This window comes from Peribacillus simplex (assembly GCF_900156045.1).
Classification (GTDB): Bacteria; Bacillota; Bacilli; order Bacillales; family DSM-1321; genus Peribacillus; species Peribacillus simplex_D.
The window spans coordinates 226,767-250,320 of the sequence record NZ_FTMX01000003.1 but is presented as its reverse complement, the minus strand read 5'-3'; the positions used below and the strand labels follow the sequence as shown (position 1 = coordinate 250,320).

Genomic DNA, 23,554 nt, shown 5'->3' with positions numbered 1-23,554 from the left:
TCGCTAATGAGGTGAAGGTATGAAAATAGAACGGTTTGCTGAAGGGATTTCACTGAAACGCTCGGTTGAGGCAGGTACTGCCGACCAAAGAAAAGCGGTTCAGGATATTATTTATGATGTCAGGAAAAGCGGAAACACCGCTTTACATACCTATACCGAACGTTTCGATGGTGTCAGTCCAGGGGAATTACTTGTATCGGAACAGGAATTGGAAGAAGCGACGGCAGCCTTGACTGCTGAGCAGCTTGATATTATTCAAGAAGCTGCAAATAATATTCGAATGTTTCACGAGAAACAAATCCGAAATTCATGGTTTACGACTGATGATACAGGAACGATGCTAGGACAAAAATTGACACCGCTTGATGCTGTAGGTGTTTATGTACCTGGAGGCACAGCGGCATATCCTTCGTCAGTATTGATGAATGTGTTGCCTGCGAAGGCCGCGGGGGTGGAACGGATCGTCATGGTTTCCCCTCCAGGAAAAGATGGGAAATTATCGCCAGCGGTTTTGGCAGCTGCCAAAATTGCCGGGGTTAAGGAAATCTATAAAGTTGGCGGGGCCCAGGCCATAGCTGCTCTCGCTTATGGGACGGAAACAATTAAGAAAGTGGATAAAATAGTGGGTCCGGGAAATATTTATGTTGCGTTAGCGAAGCGCGAAGTTTTCGGGGATGTTGCCATTGATATGATAGCAGGTCCAAGTGAAATAGCGATATTGGCGGACGAATCGGCCATCGCTGCAGAAGTTGCGGCAGACTTGCTATCACAGGCGGAGCATGATGCCCGGGCATGCAGTGTTTTGGTGACGACGTCAACGTCTCTTGCAGAGGAAGTGGCAGCAGAAGTGACCAAGCAGGTGGCGTTACTTCCACGCCATGATATTGCTGCAGCATCCATAAGGGATTACGGACGGATCGTTGTATGCGGGAATATGGCAGAAGCGGTTGAAGCGATTAATGAACTTGCACCGGAGCATTTGGAAATTGTGGCCAAGGATGGACTTGAAATCATGGCTAAAATCCGCCATGCCGGTGCAATCTTCATTGGCCGCTTTAGTTCGGAGCCCGTCGGGGATTACTTTGCAGGTCCCAATCATGTGTTGCCTACCAATGGAACCGCCCGTTTTTCCAGCCCGCTGAATGTGGATGATTTCCAAAAGAAATCGAGCATCATCATGTATAGTGAAACGGCCTTCCGCAAAAATGCAGAAAAAATCGCAGCATTTGCCCGGATGGAAGGACTCGAGGCTCATGCCCGTGCCATTGAATCACGTGCTGTGACTGAATCCGGGAAAAAGTCCTGAATTATTAAAATAAGTGCAATCCGATATAAAGACTTTTGACATGCTTTTACATCTTGGGAAAAGGGGTCATACCCCGTTTAGGAGGAGTTGTAATGGAACGTTTTGCTAGTGTGGAGCGAAAGACGAATGAAACGGAAATAAGTTTGAAGTTTGGTGTGGATGGGGAAGGTAATTCCTCCATTAAGACGGGTGTTCCGTTTATGACGCATATGCTGGATTTGTTCACGAAACACGGGAAGTTTGATTTGACTGTAGATGCAAACGGGGATACAGACGTGGACGATCATCATACAACTGAAGATATTGGCATTTGCTTGGGGCAGACGTTATTGGAGGCCCTTGGAGACAAGCGCGGGATAAAGCGTTACGGAAATGCTTTCGTACCTATGGATGAAGCACTCGCCCAGGTTGTCATCGATTTAAGCAATCGTCCGCACCTGGAGTTCCGGGCTGAGTTTCCTTCGCAAAAGGTCGGTACTTTCGATACTGAACTGGTGCACGAGTTTCTTTGGAAATTCGCTCTTGAAGCCAGGATGAACCTGCATGTAGTCGTTCATTACGGACACAACACACACCATATGATCGAGGCGATATTCAAAGCGCTTGGACGAGCGTTGGATGAAGCTACGACCATCGATCCGCGTGTCAAAGGCATCCCTTCGACGAAAGGAATGTTGTAAATGATCGGGATCGTCGATTATGGCATGGGGAATTTATTTTCCGTAAGTAAAGGGCTGGAGCGCCTTGGTGCCGATTCTTTCATTTCCGATGACCCAAAAGAACTTTCAAAGTCGAATGGGATCATTCTTCCCGGCGTGGGCTCTTTCAGGGATGCCATGAGTCTCTTGGAAAAACAAAAGCTTGATGAATTCCTGAAGGAATATGTAGCCGATGGAGGTTATCTTTTAGGCATCTGCCTTGGTATGCAGCTTCTCTTTGATGAAAGTGAGGAAAATGGACCTGCAAAGGGATTATCCCTCATCCCAGGTAAAGTCGTTCGTTTTAAGGGAGTGGATGCGGATGACCAGGTTTATAAAGTGCCGCACATGGGCTGGAATTGTCTTGAATTTAAACAGGCGTCACCAGTGAATGAGGGACTGGAAGAGGACCATGTTTATTTCGTCCATTCTTACTACGTCGATACGGATGAATCATTCGTTACCGCTTCGGCGACGTATGATGTGGAAGTGCCGGCGATCGTCGGTAAAGGGAATGTTTTCGGCATGCAGTTCCATCCGGAAAAAAGCGGGAAGATGGGCATGTCACTCTTGAGAAATTATCTGTCATTAGTAGAAGGGAAGGAAGAAGCATGAGCAACTTTACTATTTACCCGGCGATTGATATGCGCGGAGGCAAGTGCGTCCGCTTAATCCAGGGAGATTACAATCAGGAAACCGTTTATGGCGATTCCCCCTTCGATATGGCTAAAAGCTTTGCGGATCAAGGAGCCGATTGGATACATATGGTCGACCTTGACGGCGCCAAAGAGGGAGTGCGCATCAATGATTCATACGTAATAAAAGCTGCAAGTGAGTTAGGGGCCCGCATTCAAATCGGCGGCGGCATCCGTACGGAACGGGATATAGCCCATTACCTGGATAATGGAGTGGAACGGGTCATTTTAGGCAGTACGGCCGTTTCAGACCCTGATTTCACTAAAGATATGATAAGGAAATATGGAAGCCACATCGCAATCGGGATCGATGCGAAAGATGGCAAGGTTGCCACTCATGGTTGGCTTCAAACTTCTGGAACCCTTGCGATAGATCTTGGTAAATTACTGGCCGATGCTGGTGCAGAGACCTTTATCGTGACCGATATCGCGACGGATGGCATGCTTTCAGGTCCGAATGTGAAAGGCATATTGGCCATGGCGGAGGAAACTGGTAAAAATGTGATCGCTTCGGGAGGCATTAGTTCGCTCGAAGACCTTATCACCCTCAAAGAGTATGAAGCCCAAGGCATTGCAGGGGCAATCATTGGCAAGGCACTTTATACCAATCGCTTTACTGTAGAAGAAGCACTAGAAAAGGTGCGTGGTTAAATGCTCACTAAACGAATTATTCCATGTCTCGATGTAAAGGATGGTCGCGTAGTCAAAGGGATACAATTTGTGTCCCTTAGGGATGCTGGAGATCCGGTCGAACTTGCATCCTTTTACGACCAAGAAGGTGCTGATGAGCTTGTCTTCCTGGATATTTCCGCATCACATGAAGGCAGGGAAACGATAGTCGACGTCGTTCAAGCGGTAGCGGGCAGCTTGGCAATCCCGTTCACGGTGGGCGGCGGCATTAATTCATTGGCGGATATGAAGAAGATCTTACGAGCAGGTGCCGATAAGGTATCCTTAAATACAGCAGCCATTCTGCGCCCTGATTTAATAAATGAAGGTGCTGATTATTTTGGTTCCCAATGTATCGTTGTCGCCATAGACGCCCGATATGATGAAGAGCTTGGGTCATGGCGCGTATATACCCACGGCGGTCGGAAACCGACTGAATGGGAAGTAGTCGAGTGGGCAAAAGAGGCCGTAATACGCGGTGCAGGTGAAATTTTATTGACAAGCATGGATTGTGACGGCGAGAAAAAAGGGTTTAATATCGCTTTGACAAAAGCGGTATCTGAAGCCGTTTCAGTGCCGGTCATCGCCTCAGGCGGGGCTGGTAACGCCGAGCATTTCCAGGAAGCCTTCCAAGAAGGTAAAGCCGACGCAGCATTAGCCGCATCGATTTTTCATTATAAAGAAACATCCGTCAAAGAAGTCAAAGCGTTTCTCAAACAACAAGGAGTGGTTGTACGATGAATCTTGAAACTATTAAATACGACGAAAAAGGCCTGATACCGGCAATTATTCAAGATGCAGGAACCGGCAAAGTGCTGACACTTGCTTACATGAACCAAGAATCGCTGCAATTGTCGATTGAAAAAGGTGAAACGGTCTTCTTCAGCCGTTCGCGCAATGAATTATGGCATAAAGGGGCGACCAGCGGCAATACCCAGAAAATCATCGAGATGAAGTATGACTGTGATCAAGATGCATTAGTCGTTCGGGTCGTTCCTGCAGGTCCTGCATGCCATACAGGGGCAACAAGCTGTTTTAGTGAAACGATTTATCAAAACAGTGAAGCTGGACAAGACGTGAAGGCGAATGTGACTTTCTTGACGGAATTGGAAAGGTTGATTGAAAAAAGAAAATCGGAAATGCCTGAAGGTTCATATACTACCTACTTATTCGATAAGGGCGTAGATAAGATTCTGAAAAAAGTCGGTGAAGAAGCGGCAGAAGTGATCATTGCAGCTAAGAACCGTGATGCAGAGGAACTTTCGATGGAAAGTGCCGATCTCCTCTATCACTTATTCGTTCTTCTTCGGGAGCAGGAGTTGCCTTTCCAATCAGTGCTTGATGTATTGAAGGCTAGACATGCCGATAAGGACGAACCGAAAGAAACCGAATGAATGGTGATTGCCCTCCGTCAATAGGAGGGCTCAGACTGAAGACAAACTCGATGAAAATCAGGTTTGTCTTCAGTTTTTTTATGGTTTGTACAATTTGGACGTTGATTTCCGCTCCAGGCACTCGCTTTCCGCGGGCGGTCCGGGAGCCTCCTCGGCTTGTGCCTGCGGGGTCTTCCCTAGACGCGCTTTTCCCGCAGGAGTCTCGCACCTTCCTCTCCACTCAACTTCTGCTATTAATTTTGGTGAAAACCATACCTGAGATTTGAAGGTGTTGCTTTGTTCGGGACCATCATTATGAAAGAGATATTTTCCAACCCCTTTTATCAACTAACTTTATGGCTTGTACAATTTGGACGTTGATTTCCGCTCCAGGCACTCGCTTTCAGCGGGCGGTCCGGGAGCCTCCTCGGCTTGTGCCTGCGGGGTCTTCCCTAGACGCGCTTTTCCCGCAGGAGTCTCGCACCTTCCTCTCCACTCAACTTCTGCTACTAATTTTGGTGAAAATCATTACCATCATTTGAAAGAGAATCCCCATTTGGCTAGGGATATCATTCGATTTTTTCTTAAAGAAAGCATGGTAATTACCGTTTTCCATTTTCTTGAATTGTTCGGCAAATTTTCTTCAATATGTTATAATACTATGGTTAATCAACTTGTAGATGGAGGATTACATGAGTAAAGACTCTAAATTTGGCCAACAGGCAAAAATTCTAACTTTTCACCCAACAGGTGAGTATTATTTCACCAAGGGTTTAAAAGCTTATCATAGACGAGAATTACCTAAATCAAAAAAATACCTGGAGCGTGCGCTGGAACTTGAACCTGCTGAACCGATGATAGCCTGTCAATTGGCAATCACCTGCTCGGAAATCGGTGAATATAATTATTCAAACAACCTATTGGAGAACATCTTGGATGTGATGGATCCCTATATGTCGGAATGTCATTACTTCCTGGCGAATAATTATGCCCACTTAGGCATGTTCAAGGAGGCTTATCGTCACGCCAGTGCTTATCTTGATAAAGAAGAAGACGGGGAGTTCAGCGATGATGCAGAGGATCTGCTTGAACTGATAACTTTTGAGTCGGATGAGTCAGAAGAAAACCCCTTTAAGCATGATGGGCTCATTACCAAACAGGAACAAGCCCGTGAGTACCTGGAATCAGGCAATTTCCCGAAGGCAATCGAAGTCCTGAAAGAAACGATTGCCGAGTACGAGGATTACTGGTCCGCTTATAATAACCTGGCACTTGCCTATTTCTATCTAGGTCAGGTAGATGAAGCGTTTGAAACACTTGAAGAGGTTCTGGAAAAAAGTCCAGGAAACCTGCATGCGCTTTGTAACCTTGTTGTTTTTCATCATTATCAACAGGATGAAGCAAAGGTTGAAGAGCTCATACAGATGCTGGAGAAAATTCGGCCGATGCTATCCGAACATCGTTTCAAGCTTGGAGCGACCTTCGCTTTGATCGGAAACTATGCTTCTGCATATAAATGGCTGAAAGGACTCCAAAAGCAAGGGTTCGAGGGAGATGGAACCTTCTACTATTGGCTTACCATTTCCGCTTACCATTTAGGCCATGAACAGGCTGCCCAAAAGGCATGGAAAAAGGTCGTGGAAATGAACCCGGAAAAGGAAGGCATGGAGCCTTGGGGAGATATGAATACAACTTCAGATGGTTTTGAACATCATTTTCCTTCTATTATGAAAAGGCTGGAAAGTGAATTCATCGAAGAAAGGCTGTTTGCTATTTTCCTTCTGAAACATTCGGTTCATAAACAGAAGCTATTGAAAAACCAGGTCCTCAACCTAAATCAGAATTTCACTGATTTGGAACGTGATTATGCTGAACTTGTTCAAGTTCCAGCTAAAGATCGCCAATTAACACCGATTGATTTTGCCGATCGCACAGCTGAGTTATTATATCGTCATTTCCAGCCGATACAATTAAATGAAGCCGGGCTCTATTTAATGTGGTTTTCCGTCTTCATCGAAGCGGTGAAATCCGAGCAGAAGTTAAATAATCCAGCAGGCTGGGCATCCGCTGTGGAGTACGTGTGGAATCAGCTTAAAAATGAGAAGGCGAGCAAACAGGCAATCGCAGACAAACATTTCATATCGGTGTCCACCTTATCGAAGTACGTAAAGTTGGTTCAAAACTTACTGGGATGAGCAGATATTTGGACGAAAAATTATTTGTTATATAGGATAATAGGTAGGGAACACTAACCGTAGTGAAGGTTCCATTTGTAATGGAATATGGAGGAGTGAAAACATGTCTGAAAAAATTTATGACGTTGTTATTATTGGAGCTGGTCCTGCAGGGATGACGGCGGCTGTCTATACATCACGTGCGAACCTTTCAACATTGATGTTAGAACGCGGAGTACCGGGCGGGCAAATGGCCAATACTGAGGAAGTAGAAAATTATCCTGGATTCGACACTATACTCGGACCTGAACTTTCAACGAAAATGTTTGACCATGCAAAGAAATTCGGTGCGGAGTATGCCTATGGGGATGTTAAGGAAATCATTGACGGTGAAGAGTATAAAACGATCAAAGCCGGTTCCAAGGAATTCAAAGCACGTTCAATCATCATTTCATCTGGTGCCGAATACAAGAAAATCGGCGTTCCTGGCGAAAAAGAATTGGGCGGCCGCGGTGTATCGTATTGTGCAGTTTGTGATGGTGCTTTCTTCAAGCAAAAGGAACTGTTCGTTATCGGCGGCGGAGACTCTGCTGTAGAAGAGGGTGTGTACTTAACCCGTTTTGCTTCAAAAGTGACGATCGTTCACAGACGTGACGAACTTCGTGCTCAAAAGATTCTTCAAGATCGTGCATTTGCCAATGAGAAAATTAACTTCATCTGGAATCATACTTTGAAGGAAATCAATGAAGAAGGCGGCAAAGTCGGCGGTGTCACTCTAGTTTCCACTGAAAACGGAGAAGAGACAGTGATGGACGCAGACGGTGTATTCATTTATATCGGAATGCTTCCGCTAACTAAACCATTTGAGAACTTAGGCATCTTGAATTCCACAGGCTATATTGAAACGAATGATCAGATGGAAACACGCGTCCCTGGTATTTTTGCTGCTGGTGACGTTCGTGAAAAAACATTGCGCCAAATCGTTACGGCTACAGGCGATGGAAGCATTGCCGCTCAATCCGCTCAGCATTTTGTTGAGGAACTTCAAGAAAAATTGCAGCCAAAGGCTTGATTTCAAGAATATGCAATCGTAATTCCGTTTTAACGACGTTGTAACACGCGTGAAATAATAATTGGGTATAGTATGGGTAGAAGTTGACCCCCTTTAATTATAAACGTTTAGGACACAGATTGAGTTTCTGTGTCTTTTTTTTGTTTTCCTGCTTTGAGACTATATCTTTGGTTCCAATTTTTAGGACATTTTTAAATGGTTTTTAATGTGAAGTAAGCAAGCCCATTGCATTTAGGCAGCGAAAGTGGAGAAGAATAGGAGTTAAGCAGGATAAAGGCTTACCGATGTGATTCCTTGCGAATGAATATTCCCCCAATGCAGGAAGTTTACTTTATTGTTAGCTCATTTCAAAAATAGTATAATGATAAGATATACTAAACATAATCTTTCATAATGGTAAGAAGATGAAAAATACAACTTGTTTGAACTATTAGCATTTGTAAATCGCCAAATGGATATCTAGCGGCGGTTTAAGGATATAAACTGAATCTCTTCATTATGGGGGGAAGGTTTCTATAGTCGAGCAGAGCCAATTGAGGTGAAGAACGTGCAACGTGTCACAAACTGTGTATTGATAAAAGATAATCAAATCCTCTTATTGAAAAAGCCTAGACGCGGATGGTGGGTAGCTCCAGGCGGCAAGATGGAACCTGGGGAATCTGTACGCGATGCTTGCATTAGGGAATATCGCGAAGAAACGGGCGTTTATTTAAAAAACCCTTCCATCAAAGGTATTTTCACCTTCATTATGAAGGACGGAGATAAAGTTTTGTCAGAATGGATGATGTTCACTTTCTTTGCAACGGATTCCGATGGTGTAAATGTGGATGTTTGTGAAGAAGGGGAACTTAGCTGGCATCCGGTTGAAGATGTTAAAAGGCTGATGATGGCTGAGGGTGATTTTCACATTCTGGACTATATGGTTCATGGAAGTGGGATCATCTATGGAACATTTACCTATACGCCTGAATTCAAGCTGCTTTCTTACCGATTGGATCCAGGTTAATTTTAAATATAAAAAAAGATATACATGGGGGCGGAGAAACTATGAGTACAGGGCAGATGAGTGAAACGCAATTGGTCATCATTACCGGAATGTCCGGAGCAGGTAAGACAGTGGCGGTTCAAAGTTTTGAAGACCTCGGCTTTTTTTGCGTCGATAATTTGCCGCCCACGCTATTGCCAAAGTTTTTGGAGTTAATGAAGGACTCCGGGAATAAGATGAATAAAGTGGCTCTTGTCATGGATTTAAGGGGGAGGGAGTTTTTTGATTCCTTATTTCTTGCACTGGATAATTTAACGGATACAGCTGCAGTATCACCAAGAATCCTTTTTCTTGATGCTGATGATGATTCCTTGGTACGCAGATATAAGGAAACGAGAAGGACCCACCCCCTTGCTCCATTAGGCCGGCCATTGGAAGGCATTAAAATGGAACGGGAACTTTTGGACGAATTGAAGGGAAGGGCTCAATTGATCTTTAATACTTCCCAACTGAAACCGCGTGAATTGAGGGAGAAAATCGCTTCGGAATTTTCTGCCGATAAAAGTGTCGGGTTTACAGTCAATGTCATGTCGTTCGGGTTCAAACATGGCCTGCCCATAGATGCCGATCTTGTGTTTGATGTACGTTTCCTGCCAAATCCATATTATATTGACCATATGAGGCCAAGGACTGGCTTGGAACAAGAAGTTTCGAGTTACGTTTTAAAATGGAGTGAGACGCAAAAATTCTTGGAAAAAGTGACCGATCTGCTTGCATTCATGCTTCCATATTATAAACGTGAAGGGAAGGCACAGCTTGTTGTCGCAATTGGATGTACAGGCGGGCAGCACCGTTCAGTAGCGTTGACGGAGTATATTTCAAACCACTTCAAAAAGGATTACAGGGTTCAAGTATCACACCGCGATATCGAAAAAAGTAAGGGGAAAGCAGATGTTAAATAATAAGAAACAACCTAAGGTTGTGATCATTGGAGGGGGAACCGGCCTTCCCGTTTTGTTGAGAGGGTTAAAGAAGCATCCAGTGGATATTACGGCAATCGTTACGGTAGCCGATGATGGCGGCAGTTCAGGCCGTCTTCGCGAGGATATGGACATCCCGGCTCCGGGTGATATCCGTAACGTGCTGGCTGCGTTATCGGATGTAGAGCCCCTTGTTGAACAAATGTTTCAACATCGCTTCCAGAGTAAAAATGAGCTGTCCGGGCATTCGCTCGGGAATTTGATACTGGCGGCAATGACCTCTTTGACCGGCGATTTCGTCCATGCGATCCAGGAAATGAGTAAATTCCTTAATGTCCGCGGTAAAGTGCTTCCGGCTGCCAACCAAAGTGTGGTTCTCCATGCGAAGATGGATGACGGAACGATTGTTACAGGAGAATCCAAGATCCCCTTCTCAGGAAAGAAAATAAAAAAAGTTTTTCTGTCTCCTCATCATATAAAGCCGCTCAGTGAAACTCTCCAGGAAATCAAGCAGGCAGATCTTATTGTCATAGGTCCGGGAAGCCTATATACTAGCATTCTGCCTAACTTACTTGTCCCTGGCCTAGGTGAAGAGGTTGCCCGTTCCAAGGCTAAGAAGGTGTACATTTGCAATTTGATGACACAAGCCGGCGAGACGCTGGATTATAGTGCGAGCGATCATATAAAAGCGATATATGACCATATGGGAAATGCATATATTGACAGGATACTTGTTAATAATGAGGAAATACCAACCGAGATTCAGCAACGCTATCAAGCTGAATATGCCAAACCGGTCATGTATGATGTGGAAAGTTTAAAACGGATGGGTCTTGAAATCATACAAGAACGCATTTTCAGCTATGAGGGGAATGTAATACGCCATGATACGAAAAAAGTGGCGGATTTGCTTTATAATATGCTTGTAAATGAAACTAAAAGCCCCATAATACCGTAGATATAAGCGGGGACGGTTTTTTGATTGATAAAAATAGATTACCTGCGTTCGATTGGGGGTGAAATGGATGTCTTTTGCTTCAGAAACGAAAAAAGAGCTTACTACATTAGAGGGAAAGGATTGCTGCGGAAAAGCGGAATTATGTGCGCTTATCCGGATGAACGGATCCCTTTCATTTTCTAATCGGAAGCTTGTTGTGGATATTCAAACTGAGAATGCTGCGATTGCCAGAAGGATCTATACGCTGCTGAAAAAAAGTTATGAGGTCCAGGTCGAGCTGTTGGTCCGTAAAAAGATGAAGCTTAAAAAGAATAATGTATATATTGTCAGGATGTCATCCGGAGGGCAGCGGGTTTTAACCGATTTGGAAATTTTAGGCGATGGCTTTGAAATTCTTCATGATATATCCGATACTATTGTTGGGAAGAAATGCTGTAAGCGTTCTTACCTAAGAGGCGCATTTCTTGCGGGGGGTTCGGTAAATAATCCGGAAACTTCTTCCTATCACCTCGAGATTTTCTCACTTTATAAAGAGCACAATGATGCCCTGTGTGAGCTAATGAATAAGTTTGGCTTGAAGGCCAAGACGCTTGAACGCAAAAAAGGGTACATCATTTATTTGAAAGAAGCCGAAAAAATTGCCGAGTTTTTAAGTATAGTTGGCGCCCATTCAGCTTTATTAAGGTTCGAGGATGTACGGATTGTCCGTGATATGCGGAATTCAGTGAATCGGCTTGTGAATTGTGAAACAGCCAATTTGAACAAAACGATCGGGGCCTCATTGCGCCAGGTTGAAAATATCCATTATATCGAGGATACGGTAGGATTAAGCATTTTACCGGATAAGCTTAGGGAAATTGCGGAGCTTAGGATAGCGTTTCAGGATATAACCTTAAAGGAACTTGGGGAAATGGTATCCGGGGGAACCATCAGTAAGTCCGGGATTAATCACCGATTAAGAAAGATTGATGAAATAGCTGACAGGCTCCGTGGGGGAGAGGCTATTGCTGCGAAAAAATAAAGCTAACAGGGGAGATCAAGATGGTGGAAAAACAAGTTGAGGTAAAATTGAAGACAGGTTTGCAGGCACGGCCGGCAGCTCTTTTTGTACAAGAAGCTAACCGCTTTCATTCAGATGTTTTTCTTGAAAAAGAAGGAAAGAAAGTGAATGCAAAAAGTATAATGGGGTTAATGAGCCTTGCCATCAGTTCTGGCGTGTCCGTGAAGTTAATCGTCGAAGGACGCGATGAAAAAGAAGCGTTAGAGGCATTGGAAGAATTCGTTCAGCAAGAGGGTTAAAAGAAAGGGATGCCTAAAAGTGCATCCTTTTCTCTTATCATGTAAAAAGGGCTCCGGAAGTCGCTTGAGGCGATCTCCGGAGCCTTTTGTTGCATAATTATTTAGAGTCTTTTTTGTCATCAAGGATGCTGCGCGTGATGACTTTGTCAATCAAGCCATATTCAAGAGCTCTTTCGGAAGTCATGAAGTTATCACGTTCCGTATCTCTTTGAAGGACTTCAATAGGTTGACCAGTACGTTCTGCCAGGATTTGGTTCAGTTTATCTTTCAAGTGAAGGATACGGCGGGCAGCAATTTCAATTTCCGTAGCTTGACCTTGAGCTCCTCCAAGCGGTTGGTGAATCATGACTTCACTGTTTGGCAACGCATAACGTTTGCCTTTTTCACCAGCGGCCAATAGGAAAGCGCCCATGGAAGCGGCCATACCGATGCATACTGTTGATACATTAGGTTTGATATATTGCATAGTATCGTAAATGGCCATACCGGAAGTGATGCTTCCGCCAGGGCTGTTGATGTATAGAGTGATATCTTTTTCAGGATTTTCCGCTTCTAAAAATAGTAATTGAGCAACAATGGAGTTGGAAACATTATCGTCAATTGCACTTCCTAGCATAATGATCCGGTCTTTTAATAAACGGGAGTAAATATCGTAGGCACGCTCCCCACGACTTGTTTGTTCGATAACTGTAGGAATTAAATTCATGTTCATTTCCTCCTTCGATTAAGAGAATCATTTAAATTCTTTATGTATGTATGATACACTTTTTGGTCAATTTAGGTCAAACAAAACAAACCCTATATTGGATAATTTGTTCGACAATTTTCTGGCTAAGGCTCCTTCCCGATAGATTAGTTTATATTTATGCCGCACAGGGATGAATTTCCACATTACCCATAATACCCAAAAGACAAAGTTTTAAACCTGATACCCCTTGCAAAGAAGGGGATTCTATCATATAATGAAGTCTGTTAAAAAATATTTTCTATCACGCCCTCGTAGTGCAACGGATAGAACGCAAGCCTCCGAAGCTTGAAATGCAGGTTCGATTCCTGCCGAGGGCATTACCAATCTTCTGCTTAATAAAGTGGGGGATTTTTTATTGGGCATTTTTAAACGATTCCCTAAGATTTTTGGTGAATTCACTCGATTTCCGTAATATTCCATCGAATCTTGTAATGCCATTCCTATCTTGAAAATATCCGCCCACACTATTGAAAAATGGTGGTTTTTCAATAAAAGTAGTTGTTAAATTTGCATTTCTAACATATAGTATTTAAAACAAATAAACTATTCAGAAAAAAATCGTAAGCGTTTTCATGGGTTTTTGTGTAGAATTTTCTCCTGATAATGTAAAATGGAGTGGGGGAGGGATGAATCGATGAGTATGAATATGAAAGCAGGACTTTTTCAACAGCAAACATTAAAGATGGCAATGACCCAGGAGCTTATGCAAGCTATTACATTGCTGCAATACTCCTCGCAGGAGCTATCGGCTTTTTTAGAAAATAAAATGGTGGAGAATCCATTACTGTCCATAGATCAGCCAACATCTTCTTTATTTCAGCCAACTTTTGACCGGAAAAAGGGTAAACGGACTCTTAAAAATACGTATGATGCCAACTATTGGATTGAACAGATCAGTGAAGATACTTTATCGCTTGAACAGCATATCATGTCCCAGGTGAATCACCAGCAGTTTTCGGGTGAGCAGCAGAAGGCAATGCTGCTATTAATTCATAACCTTGATGAAAACGGTTACTTGAGGATTCAGCTGGATGATATATGCGTCCCAGGCATATCTCCGGCCGTTTTGGAAGAGAGTCTCTCGATTTTACAGGAGCTCGAGCCGCATGGCATTGGAGCGAGAAACCTTCAGGAATGCCTTTTGCTTCAGGTGATAGCAGAAGGGGGGGACCTGCTGGCAGAATCGATCATAGAAAATCATTTCCTCGATTTTGCTGAAAAGCGCTGGAAGGACCTAAGTAAGAAAATCGGTGTTACAATGAAGGAGATTCAAGAAGTATTTGATTATGTCCAGACGTTGAACCCGCGTCCGGCTTCGCTCTTTTTTCAGGAAAAGCCTTCTTATATAGTGCCGGATGTGGTCGTGGAAGTTCGGGATGGCATGCTGCTTGTAGGGAATTATGATGGTAACACACCCAACCTTAATGTGGATAAAGGGTATTTAAACAGAATGAAGAGCCATAAGGATCAGGGAGTTCAACGGTTTATCCAGGATAAGTGGCAGGAATACCAATGGATCTCCAGAGGGATCCAACAAAGAAAAGAAACTATATTGAAGGTCATTCAGTGCATCGTCGAAAAACAGCCGGCGTGCTTTCATCATGGCCTGAACTATTTGAAGCCGATGACGATGAAAGAAATAGCTGACGAACTTGGTATACATGAGTCCACAGTTAGCCGGGCGGTTAAAGGGAAATACGTGCAGACACCATTTGGAACGATAGAGATGCGGATATTTTTCACTACTTCTTTGCAGTCAGTCGGCCTTGATGAAGATATGTCGGGCATGCAAGCAAAAAAGAGCCTGCAGGCAGCCATCAATGGGGAAAATAAACAAAAGCCGCTTTCGGATCAAGACCTGGCAGAACGGTTGAAAGAGGAGCATGGAATTATCCTGGCACGCCGAACCGTTGCCAAATACCGGGAACAATTAGGGATCCCTTCTTCATCTAAACGAAAAAGATATGATTGAAAAGGATGAGTGGTTTGGAATCAAATGCGTTTGTTTTATATAGTAGGGATAAATGCCCGTTATGTGATAAGGCCAAGCAGGTACTTGAAGAAGTGAAAGCGGAGTCGGGCATAGGCTATAAGGAAATCGATATCCATACGGATGATGATTTGCTAGAGAAATTCGGGCTGATGATTCCTGTCGTAGAATGGAAAGATGATATCGTTCAATACGGAAATGTTGATAAATCAGCTCTAAATAGGCTTTTGGAAAAATAATTTTTCAAATCATTTGAAGAAACATTCCGTTCCTGCTAGAATAAAATATGTAGCAGGAATATTTTTTTGTTTTAAGTGGGACAGAAAATGACTACGCGGGACATTAAATGTCCAACTTAACTTTTTAGGAGTTTTAAATATGCGTACATTACTCGAGGTACAAAGAAAATTATTACCAGATTTCCTTCTGGTTATGCAAAAAAGATATGATATCCTGCGTTATATCAAAATGATGCAGCCGGTTGGAAGGCGCAGTCTGTCCGTGAGCCTTAATTTGACAGAACGGACGCTTAGAGGCGAGGTTGATTTTCTGAAAAGTCAGAACCTGGTTAACATATTCAGTTCTGGCATGACGCTGACTGATGAAGGGATTGAAATCCTGGATAAGTTAGAAGGAATAATGCGTGAAGTAATGGGTATAGACATAATGGAACGGCAATTGCAGGATTTGTTACAAGTGAATGAGGTCATTATTGTCTCAGGAAATTGTGATGAGACCCCATGGGTGAAAAAAGAATTGGGTAAAGCTTGTGCAAACCGTATGAAACGGGAATGGAACTCAAAGAATATCATTGCGGTTACTGGCGGATCGACAATGGCGGAAGTGGCTAATTCGTTGTCACCTGATGAAGCGTCGAAGAAATTGATATTTGTCCCTGCCCGCGGGGGAATTGGTGAAGCGGTGCAGAATCAGGCCAATACGATTGTCGAAAAAATGGCACAGAAGGCACAGGCCTTATACAGAGTGTTATATGTACCCGATCAATTAAGCGGTGAGGTGTATGCTTCGTTTCAGAAGGAACCTGCAATTAAAGAAGTGATATCCCAAATTAAATCTGCCGATATGATCATTCATGGAATCGGTGATGCCATGGCGATGGCAGAGAGAAGAAATTCATCGCCAGAAATGTTAAAGAAGCTGTTAGATGGAAATGCTGTAGGAGAGGCATTCGGTTATTATTACGATGAAAACGGCAAAGTTGTTCATAAAGTTTTGACAGTCGGCATCCAGTTAGATGACCTTAGCCCTGAAAAGCGAGTGATAACTGTGGCAGGTGGCAAAACTAAAGCAAAGGCTATCCGTTCCTACATGAAAGGCGCACCTTCATCAACGGTTTTGATCACGGATGAAGCAGCGGCACAAGAGTTAATTCAGGGGAATTACACCCCTTAATATAATTGCGAACTTAAAAGGAGGAATTTTTCATGGCAGTAAAAGTTGGTATTAATGGTTTTGGACGTATTGGACGTAATGTATTTCGTGCGGCATTGAGTAATCCTGGGGTAGAGATTGTTGCTATTAACGACTTAACAGATGCTAATATGTTAGCGCACCTTCTTCAATACGATACAATTCATGGATCTCTTAATGAAAAAGTAACAGTTGATGGGGATTACCTTGTTGTTGATGGTCACAAAGTAAAAGTATTGGCTGAACGTGATCCTGCACAATTAGCATGGGGTGAACTGGGTGTAGAAGTAGTTGTTGAATCTACAGGACGTTTCACAAAACGTGCGGATGCAGCTAAGCATTTAGAAGCTGGCGCGAAAAAAGTAATCATCTCTGCTCCTGCATCTGATGAAGATATCACGATTGTAATGGGTGTAAATGAAGACAAATATGATGCAGCAAACCACCATGTTATCTCTAATGCTTCTTGTACAACGAACTGCTTGGCACCTTTTGCTAAAGTGCTTCATGAACAATTCGGAATCAAACGCGGTATGATGACTACTGTTCACTCTTATACAAATGATCAGCAAATCCTTGATTTGCCTCATAAAGATTACCGTCGTGCACGGGCAGCTGCCGAGAATATCATTCCTACAACAACTGGGGCAGCAAAAGCTGTTGCACTTGTCCTTCCTGAACTTAAAGGGAAATTGAATGGTATGGCAATGCGCGTACCTACTCCAAACGTGTCTGTTGTCGACCTTGTTGCAGAGCTTGAAAAAGACACAACAGTTGAAGAAGTTAATGCAGCATTCAAAAAGGCTTCTGAAGGCGAATTGAAAGGAATCCTTGAGTACAGCGAACTTCCGCTAGTATCAACTGACTATAACGGTAACCCATCATCATCTACAATTGATGCCCTTTCCACAATGGTAATGGAAGGGAACATGGTTAAAGTGTTATCTTGGTATGATAATGAAACTGGATATTCTAGCCGTGTTGTTGATTTGATCGACTATTTGGCTAAAAAAGGATTGTAATTAGAATAATAAAAAAACCTCACCAAGGTGAGGTTTTTTTTATCACACCTCTAAAAAAACTTGGCAGAAGATGATATTATTAGTAAGTCATTAATCAGTCAAGCGTTTACATTTCTTGTTTTTGGATAATTTCCTGCAAACCGACTATAATGAAAAAGAGAAAAGGGGAGTTGGGAAATTTACCCTCTCCCTTTTTGGCTAAAAGAATCAAAAATATGATAACAATATCTAAGGGGGTTCTTGGATTATGAATAAAAAGTCGATTAAAGATATTGAATTAAAGGGGAAACGCGTATTTTGCCGTGTTGATTTCAATGTGCCGATGCAGGACGGAAAGATTTCGGACGATACTAGAATCAAAGCAGCACTGCCGACGATTTCCTATCTGACGGAACAGGGAGCTAAAGTCATCTTAGCCAGCCACCTTGGCCGTCCTAAAGGACAAGTCGTTGAAGAATTGCGTCTAGCACCTGTTGCAAAAAGATTAAGCGAACTTAGTGGCAAAGACGTGAAAAAGGCAGAAGAAGCTTACGGAGAGACCGTGCAATCAATCATTGGTAACATGCAAAATGGCGAAATCCTGTTGTTGGAAAACGTTCGTTTCTATCCAGGAGAAGAGAAGAACGATCAAGAATTGGCGAAGTCATTTGCTGCCCTGGCTGATGTTTATGTTAACGATGCATTCGGAGCTGCGCATCGTGCACATGCTTCAACTGAAGGAATAGCGCACCATCTCCCAGCTGTTGCCGGATTGCTGATGGAAAAAGAGCTTTCTGTACTAGGAAAGGCCCTATCGAACCCGGAACGTCCTTTTACAGCTATAATTGGCGGAGCAAAAGTAAAGGATAAGATAGGCGTCATCGAAAACCTTTTGGAAAAAGTCGATCACTTGATCATTGGTGGTGGTCTTGGTTATACATTCATTAAAGCGCAAGGTCATGAAATCGGTAATTCTTTATTGGAAGAAGACAAAATAGAATTGGCCAAATCTTTCATCGAAAGTGCAAAAGAAAAGGGCGTAAAACTTCATTTGCCTATCGATGCAGTCGTAACGGCTGAATTTTCACCTGATGCAGAGGCAGAGAATGTCGATATCGATGCTATTCCAAATGATAAAATGGCTCTTGATATCGGTCCAAAAACAAGTGATTTATTTGCGGATGTAATCAAAAGTTCTAAGCTTGTCATTTGGAATGGACCAATGGGTGTATTCGAGTTCGATAAATTTGCGAATGGAACGAGAACGGTTGCTGAAGCATTGGCGGAAGCAAAAGATACGTACAGCATTGTAGGCGGAGGAGATTCAGCCGCAGCTGCAGAAAAGTTTGGCTTGGCAGAAAAGATGTCCCATATTTCAACTGGCGGCGGTGCATCTCTTGAGTTCATGGAAGGCAAAGAGTTGCCTGGCGTTGTGGCCTTGAACGATAAATAAGATCAATCCGTTACATATTTCAACTTTAGAAGGGATGAGAAACCAAATGCGTAAACCGATTATTGCAGGAAACTGGAAAATGAATAAAACACTATCTGAAGCGACTGCCTTTTTAGAAGAAGTGAGCAATTTGATTCCGAAGCAAGATGTAATTGATACGGTTGTATGTGCTCCAGCTTTATTTTTGGATCAGCTGGTTCAAGCAGCAAAAGGAACCGATGTGAAAATCGGGGCGCAGAACATGCACTTTGAAGAAAGCGGTGCTTTCACAGGAGAAATCAGCCCAATCGCATTAGCTGATCTTGGTGTATCCTACGTCATTCTTGGTCATTCTGAGCGCCGGGAAATGTTCAACGAAACGGATGAAGCCGTTAATAAAAAAGCTCATGCCGCTTTTGCCCACCAGTTGACCCCGATCGTTTGCTGCGGTGAAACACTTGAGCAAAGGGAAGCTGGCGAAACGAATGATTTCGTAGGCAGCCAGATTGAAAAAGGCCTGGCAGGTTTATCTGACGATCAATTGAAACAAGCCGTTATTGCTTATGAGCCGATTTGGGCGATTGGAACAGGAAAATCTTCATCTGCTCAAGATGCAAATGAAGTTTGTTCACATATCCGCTCAGTTGTTGCCGACAAATTTTCAAATGAAGCAGCTGCAGCCATCCGCATTCAGTACGGTGGCAGTGTAAAACCTGAGAATATTAAAGAGTACATGGCACAGCCTGATATAGACGGTGCGTTGGTTGGCGGTGCAAGCCTGAAACCCGATTCATTTTTACAATTGCTGGAGGCTGGTCACTATGAGTAAGTCGCCTGTGGCACTTATCATCTTAGACGGATTTGGCTGCCGTAACGAAGAAAAGGGAAATGCTGTTTATCATGCGAAAAAACCGAACTTTGACCGTTACTGGGAACAGTATCCTCACTCCCATTTAACGGCAAGCGGGGAAGCGGTCGGCTTGCCTCCCGGTCAAATGGGAAACTCGGAAGTTGGGCATTTGAATATCGGGGCAGGTCGGATCGTTTATCAAAGCCTGACCCGTGTGAACCTGGCTATTCGTGAAGGCGAGTTTGCACAAAACCCAACTTTGGTCGATGCCATGAGCCATACCAAGGAAAAAGGCACGGACCTTCATCTTTTCGGTCTTCTTTCAGATGGCGGCGTGCACAGTCATATCGATCATATGTATGCCCTGCTGAAATTGGCCGCAAAAGAAGGAGTTAAAAATGTATATGTACATGCATTTTTGGATGGCCGTGATGTCGGACCGAAAACGGCGCAGGGTTATATTAAGGAAGCGGAAGCGAAAATGAAGGAAATCGGTGTTGGTCAGTTTGCGACCATATCCGGACGATATTATTCGATGGACCGTGATAAGCGATGGGAACGTGTGGAGAAATCCTACCGTTCGATGGTGTATGGTGATGGCCCTGCTTACTCTTCTGCAATGGAATGTGTCGAGGATTCCTACGAACATGGTATTTTTGACGAGTTCGTGATACCTTCGGTCATAACGGCGGAAGACGGTAAGCCGGTGGCAACGATAAAAAATGATGATGCCGTAATCTTTTATAACTTCCGTCCAGACCGGGCGATCCAGATTTCCAATACGTTCACGAATGAGGATTTCCGCTCATTTGACCGCGGTCCTGGACATCCGAAGCATCTCCATTTTGTCTGTTTGACACATTTTTCAGAAACAGTTGACGGATATGTTGCATTTAATCCGACAAATCTTGATAATACATTAGGGGAAGTACTTTCCCAAAACCAGCTTACCCAGCTTCGTATCGCTGAAACTGAAAAATATCCGCATGTGACGTTTTTCATGAGCGGCGGACGTGAAGAGAAGTTTCCTGGTGAAGAGAGGATTTTAATTAATTCTCCGAAAGTCGCTACATATGATTTACAACCGGAAATGAGTGCTTATGAAGTGACGGATGCATTGGTGGAACAGATTGAGGCTGACCGCTTTGATGCCATTCTCTTGAATTTTGCCAACCCGGACATGGTTGGTCATTCAGGGATGCTTGAGCCTACCATTAAAGCGATTGAAACAGTGGATGAATGCCTAGGCAGGATTGTCGATTTAATCGTCTCAAAAGGCGGTACAGCAATCATTACCGCTGACCATGGTAATGCTGATGAAGTCGTGACGCTTGAAGGCAACCCCATGACAGCCCATACTACGAATCCCGTGCCTGTCATTATCACTAAAAATCAGGTAACATTAAGAACAGGTGGTATCTTAGGTGATTTAGCTCCAACGATGCTTGATTTGCTTGGAGTCGAAAAACCTGTTGAAATGACAGGGAAATCCCTATTATCTAAATAAAATTGTGAATAGGAAAAGGAGAGATTTATAATGCCGTACATTGAACATGTATATGCACGTGAAGTGCTAGATTCCCGTGGTAACCCAACAATAGAAGTAGAAATCCAAACAGAGTCCGGATACTTCGGACGTGCAATCGTACCATCAGGTGCTTCAACAGGGGAACACGAAGCGGTTGAGCTTCGTGACGGAGATAAATCTCGTTACCTGGGTAAAGGGGTACAAAAAGCAGTCGATAATGTAAATGATATCATTGCTGAAGCTGTCATCGGTTTGGATGTAACGAACCAAGCAGGCCTTGACCTTACTATGATTGAATTGGATGGCACTGAAAACAAAGGAAACCTGGGAGCTAATGCAATCCTTGGCGTGTCAATGGCTGCTGCCCATGCCGCTGCGGAATTTTCAGGTTTACCATTGTATCGTTACCTTGGAGGGTTCAATGCGAAACAACTTCCAACTCCAATGATGAACATCATTAACGGCGGATCACATGCCGATAACAATGTTGACTTCCAGGAATTCATGATCCTTCCTGTAGGCGCTCCTAGCTTCAAAGAAGCGGTTCGTATGGGTGCTGAAGTATTCCATGCTTTGAAATCTGTCCTTTCTGCCAAAGGCTTGAATACGGCAGTCGGCGATGAAGGCGGCTTTGCGCCAAACCTTGGTTCGAACCGTGAAGCACTACAAGTCATCATCGAGGCAATTGAAAAGGCTGGCTATAAAGCAGGCGAAGATATCTATCTTGGCATGGACGTAGCTTCATCTGAATTCTATAATAAAGAAACAGGCAAATATGATCTTGCAGGCGAAGGCCGCAATGGTGTTACATCCGAAGAAATGGTTGCTTTCTATGAAGAGCTAGTGAATGAGTTCCCTATTCTTTCCATCGAAGACGGCCTGGATGAAAATGACTGGGAAGGCCACAAACTTTTAACGGAACGCATCGGTTCTAAAGTTCAACTAGTTGGTGACGATCTTTTCGTGACGAACACGAAAAAATTGGCTGAAGGCATCGAAAAAGGCATCGGTAACTCCATCCTGATCAAAGTGAACCAAATTGGTACACTGACAGAAACGTTTGATGCAATCGAAATGGCTAAACGCGCAGGCTACACTGCAGTCGTTTCCCACCGTTCAGGTGAAACGGAAGATGCAACGATCGCTGATATTGCCGTTGCAACAAACGCAGGACAAATCAAAACTGGTTCCATGTCCCGTACAGACCGTATCGCTAAATACAACCAACTACTTCGCATCGAAGACCAGCTTGGTGACTTGGCTGTATATGCAGGCTTGAAATCTTTCTATAACTTGAAGAAGTAATTATTTTGGGATTCCGCTTCTGACAAGAAGATGGGTTCTGCATAGTGATTTCTTTTCACCTCCCATTCAATGTGAGAATTCACATTGGATGGGAGTTTTTTTGCTTACAACGTTAGCCGTCCAGTCACTGGTTCCGCTTGGATCAGGGCTGATAAAAGAAATTAATCAAACGTTTGATTAATAAAAAAAGGTGCCGCATCCGGGCACCTTTTTTTATTTATTCGATACAGCTTCCACTGGTACGGCATTATAGTATTCTTCCAATGAAATCTTCGCTTCAAAGATTTCAGTTGCGGTAGCGACACCAACATAACGGATGTGCCATGGTTCGTATTTATACCCTGTGATGTTTTCCTTGCCTTCAGGGTAGCGGATGATAAATCCGTATTCATGTGCATGTTCAGCAAGCCAGGCCGCTTCATTCGTATCACCGAAGCAGTCTTGGGCAGCGCATGCACCGTCGTGGGTCGTGACGTCAATCGCCAGGCCCGTTTCATGCTCGCTTGTCCCAGGCATTGCGCTGTAGGTTTTCGCTTTTTCTTCCCCGTCCTTAGCCACATAGTTATTAAAGACCGTGATTTGTGTTTGGTGTGAGCGGTAAGCGGAAACGCCGGCAAAGTGCATGTTGTCTTTCTCGGCAGCCTGGAACATTACTTCAAGAGCTTTCCCCGCTTCTTCACGCATCATTCTTTTTTCGATTTTATCTTGAAAGATGAAATCCACTTTTGGGTAGATAAGGTCATCAGGTTTATAATCTTCAGGCAGGCTGTATTGTTTATTGACAAGTACAGGTATGTCTTCCGGATGGGCTAACGTCTGAAGGCCAGCCTGTGCCGGTTTAGCCGCTTCATCAACTTCCACCTGGCGTTGGGCCGATTCTTTTGAATCATCATTCTTGTCGGCTTCTGTCTCTGTCTCCGTATCCGTATCTGTATCCTGGGAGCTCGGTTGTTCTTCTTTTTGCTCTTTTTCATGATCGCTTGTCAGGTCGGATGAACAGCCAGCCATCAGAATGAAAGATGATAGAGCGGTTGCTGCAAATATAGGTTTTAACATATGA

The 23,554-nt window shown here is 43.7% G+C and carries 23 protein-coding genes and 1 tRNA gene; 22 read left to right on the top strand and 2 right to left on the bottom strand.

Annotation, left to right across the window (positions count from 1 at the left end; genetic code table 11):
• Positions 1-19: 19 nt before the first annotated feature.
• The 13 genes from hisD (at position 20) to BW986_RS12565 (ending at position 12,209) form a co-directional block, all read left to right on the top strand.
• Positions 20-1,306, top strand: a complete 1,287-nt coding sequence (gene hisD, locus BW986_RS12630) for a histidinol dehydrogenase (protein ID WP_076368253.1) — start codon at positions 20-22, stop codon at positions 1,304-1,306.
• Positions 1,307-1,398: 92 nt separating this feature from the next.
• A complete protein-coding gene (hisB, locus tag BW986_RS12625; protein ID WP_063233950.1) occupies positions 1,399-1,986 on the top strand; it encodes an imidazoleglycerol-phosphate dehydratase HisB in 588 nt (195 codons plus the stop codon).
• Entirely contained in the window at positions 1,987-2,619 is a 633-nt protein-coding gene (gene hisH, locus BW986_RS12620; protein ID WP_076368252.1) for an imidazole glycerol phosphate synthase subunit HisH, read from the top strand. It abuts the gene before it with no gap.
• Positions 2,616-3,350, top strand: coding sequence for a 1-(5-phosphoribosyl)-5-[(5-phosphoribosylamino)methylideneamino]imidazole-4-carboxamide isomerase (gene hisA, locus BW986_RS12615; RefSeq protein ID WP_076368251.1), 735 nt, complete (start codon positions 2,616-2,618; stop codon positions 3,348-3,350). The genes hisH and hisA overlap by 4 nt, the downstream gene beginning before the upstream one ends.
• Positions 3,351-4,109 carry an imidazole glycerol phosphate synthase subunit HisF gene (hisF, locus tag BW986_RS12610; RefSeq protein ID WP_076368250.1) on the top strand — a complete coding sequence of 253 codons (759 nt, stop codon included), beginning with the start codon at positions 3,351-3,353 and terminating at the stop codon, positions 4,107-4,109.
• Positions 4,106-4,762, top strand: a complete 657-nt coding sequence (gene hisIE / locus BW986_RS12605) for a bifunctional phosphoribosyl-AMP cyclohydrolase/phosphoribosyl-ATP diphosphatase HisIE (protein WP_076368249.1) — start codon at positions 4,106-4,108, stop codon at positions 4,760-4,762. The genes hisF and hisIE overlap by 4 nt, the downstream gene beginning before the upstream one ends.
• A 671-nt stretch (positions 4,763-5,433) precedes the next feature.
• Positions 5,434-6,936: a tetratricopeptide repeat protein gene (locus BW986_RS12595; protein WP_076368247.1), complete on the top strand. Its 1,503-nt coding sequence runs from the start codon at positions 5,434-5,436 to the stop codon at positions 6,934-6,936.
• 103 nt (positions 6,937-7,039) lie between these two features.
• Positions 7,040-7,987: a thioredoxin-disulfide reductase gene (gene trxB, locus BW986_RS12590; RefSeq protein ID WP_076368246.1), complete on the top strand. Its 948-nt coding sequence runs from the start codon at positions 7,040-7,042 to the stop codon at positions 7,985-7,987.
• A gap of 547 nt (positions 7,988-8,534) precedes the next feature.
• Entirely contained in the window at positions 8,535-8,993 is a 459-nt protein-coding gene (locus tag BW986_RS12585; protein WP_076368245.1) for an NUDIX hydrolase, read from the top strand.
• A 41-nt stretch (positions 8,994-9,034) separates the two neighbouring features.
• Positions 9,035-9,934 carry an RNase adapter RapZ gene (gene rapZ / locus BW986_RS12580; RefSeq protein WP_076368244.1) on the top strand — a complete coding sequence of 300 codons (900 nt, stop codon included), beginning with the start codon at positions 9,035-9,037 and terminating at the stop codon, positions 9,932-9,934.
• On the top strand, positions 9,924-10,910 hold the full coding sequence (locus BW986_RS12575; RefSeq protein ID WP_076368243.1) for a gluconeogenesis factor YvcK family protein: 987 nt from the start codon (positions 9,924-9,926) through the stop codon (positions 10,908-10,910). The genes rapZ and BW986_RS12575 overlap by 11 nt, the downstream gene beginning before the upstream one ends.
• A gap of 67 nt (positions 10,911-10,977) precedes the next feature.
• The gene (gene whiA, locus BW986_RS12570) at positions 10,978-11,931 is read left to right on the top strand and encodes a DNA-binding protein WhiA (RefSeq protein WP_034309971.1); all 954 of its coding nucleotides are present in this window, start codon (positions 10,978-10,980) and stop codon (positions 11,929-11,931) included.
• Between the two features lie 20 nt (positions 11,932-11,951).
• Positions 11,952-12,209, top strand: a complete 258-nt coding sequence (locus BW986_RS12565) for an HPr family phosphocarrier protein (protein ID WP_048688029.1) — start codon at positions 11,952-11,954, stop codon at positions 12,207-12,209.
• 97 nt (positions 12,210-12,306) lie between these two features.
• Here the strand turns inward: BW986_RS12565 and clpP are convergent, their stop codons facing one another.
• The gene (clpP, locus tag BW986_RS12560; RefSeq protein WP_063233960.1) at positions 12,307-12,915 is read right to left on the bottom strand and encodes an ATP-dependent Clp endopeptidase proteolytic subunit ClpP; all 609 of its coding nucleotides are present in this window, start codon (positions 12,913-12,915) and stop codon (positions 12,307-12,309) included.
• A 287-nt stretch (positions 12,916-13,202) separates the two neighbouring features.
• Between clpP and BW986_RS12555 the strand changes: the two genes are divergently transcribed.
• The 9 genes from BW986_RS12555 to eno all read left to right on the top strand — a co-directional run bounded on the left by BW986_RS12555 (position 13,203) and on the right by eno (position 22,494).
• Positions 13,203-13,274 (top strand) — tRNA-Arg (locus BW986_RS12555).
• Positions 13,275-13,591: 317 nt separating this feature from the next.
• Positions 13,592-14,929, top strand: coding sequence for an RNA polymerase factor sigma-54 (rpoN, locus tag BW986_RS12550; protein ID WP_311316555.1), 1,338 nt, complete (start codon positions 13,592-13,594; stop codon positions 14,927-14,929).
• 14 nt (positions 14,930-14,943) lie between these two features.
• Complete coding sequence (locus tag BW986_RS12545) at positions 14,944-15,186, top strand: glutaredoxin family protein (RefSeq protein ID WP_260320840.1); 243 nt, start codon at positions 14,944-14,946, stop codon at positions 15,184-15,186.
• Positions 15,187-15,325: 139 nt separating this feature from the next.
• Entirely contained in the window at positions 15,326-16,360 is a 1,035-nt protein-coding gene (locus tag BW986_RS12540) for a sugar-binding transcriptional regulator (RefSeq protein ID WP_076368242.1), read from the top strand.
• A gap of 32 nt (positions 16,361-16,392) precedes the next feature.
• Positions 16,393-17,400, top strand: coding sequence for a type I glyceraldehyde-3-phosphate dehydrogenase (gene gap / locus BW986_RS12535; RefSeq protein WP_076368241.1), 1,008 nt, complete (start codon positions 16,393-16,395; stop codon positions 17,398-17,400).
• 247 nt (positions 17,401-17,647) lie between these two features.
• The gene (locus BW986_RS12530) at positions 17,648-18,832 is read left to right on the top strand and encodes a phosphoglycerate kinase (RefSeq protein ID WP_076368240.1); all 1,185 of its coding nucleotides are present in this window, start codon (positions 17,648-17,650) and stop codon (positions 18,830-18,832) included.
• 46 nt (positions 18,833-18,878) lie between these two features.
• The gene (gene tpiA, locus BW986_RS12525; RefSeq protein ID WP_076368239.1) at positions 18,879-19,640 is read left to right on the top strand and encodes a triose-phosphate isomerase; all 762 of its coding nucleotides are present in this window, start codon (positions 18,879-18,881) and stop codon (positions 19,638-19,640) included.
• Positions 19,633-21,168: a 2,3-bisphosphoglycerate-independent phosphoglycerate mutase gene (gene gpmI / locus BW986_RS12520; protein WP_076368238.1), complete on the top strand. Its 1,536-nt coding sequence runs from the start codon at positions 19,633-19,635 to the stop codon at positions 21,166-21,168. Before tpiA ends, gpmI begins: the two co-directional genes overlap by 8 nt.
• A 30-nt stretch (positions 21,169-21,198) precedes the next feature.
• Entirely contained in the window at positions 21,199-22,494 is a 1,296-nt protein-coding gene (eno, locus tag BW986_RS12515) for a phosphopyruvate hydratase (protein ID WP_076368237.1), read from the top strand.
• 213 nt (positions 22,495-22,707) lie between these two features.
• On the opposite strand, the gene BW986_RS12510 is transcribed toward eno, so the two are convergent.
• Positions 22,708-23,550 carry a M15 family metallopeptidase gene (locus BW986_RS12510; protein WP_076368236.1) on the bottom strand — a complete coding sequence of 281 codons (843 nt, stop codon included), beginning with the start codon at positions 23,548-23,550 and terminating at the stop codon, positions 22,708-22,710.
• Positions 23,551-23,554: the final 4 nt, after the last annotated feature.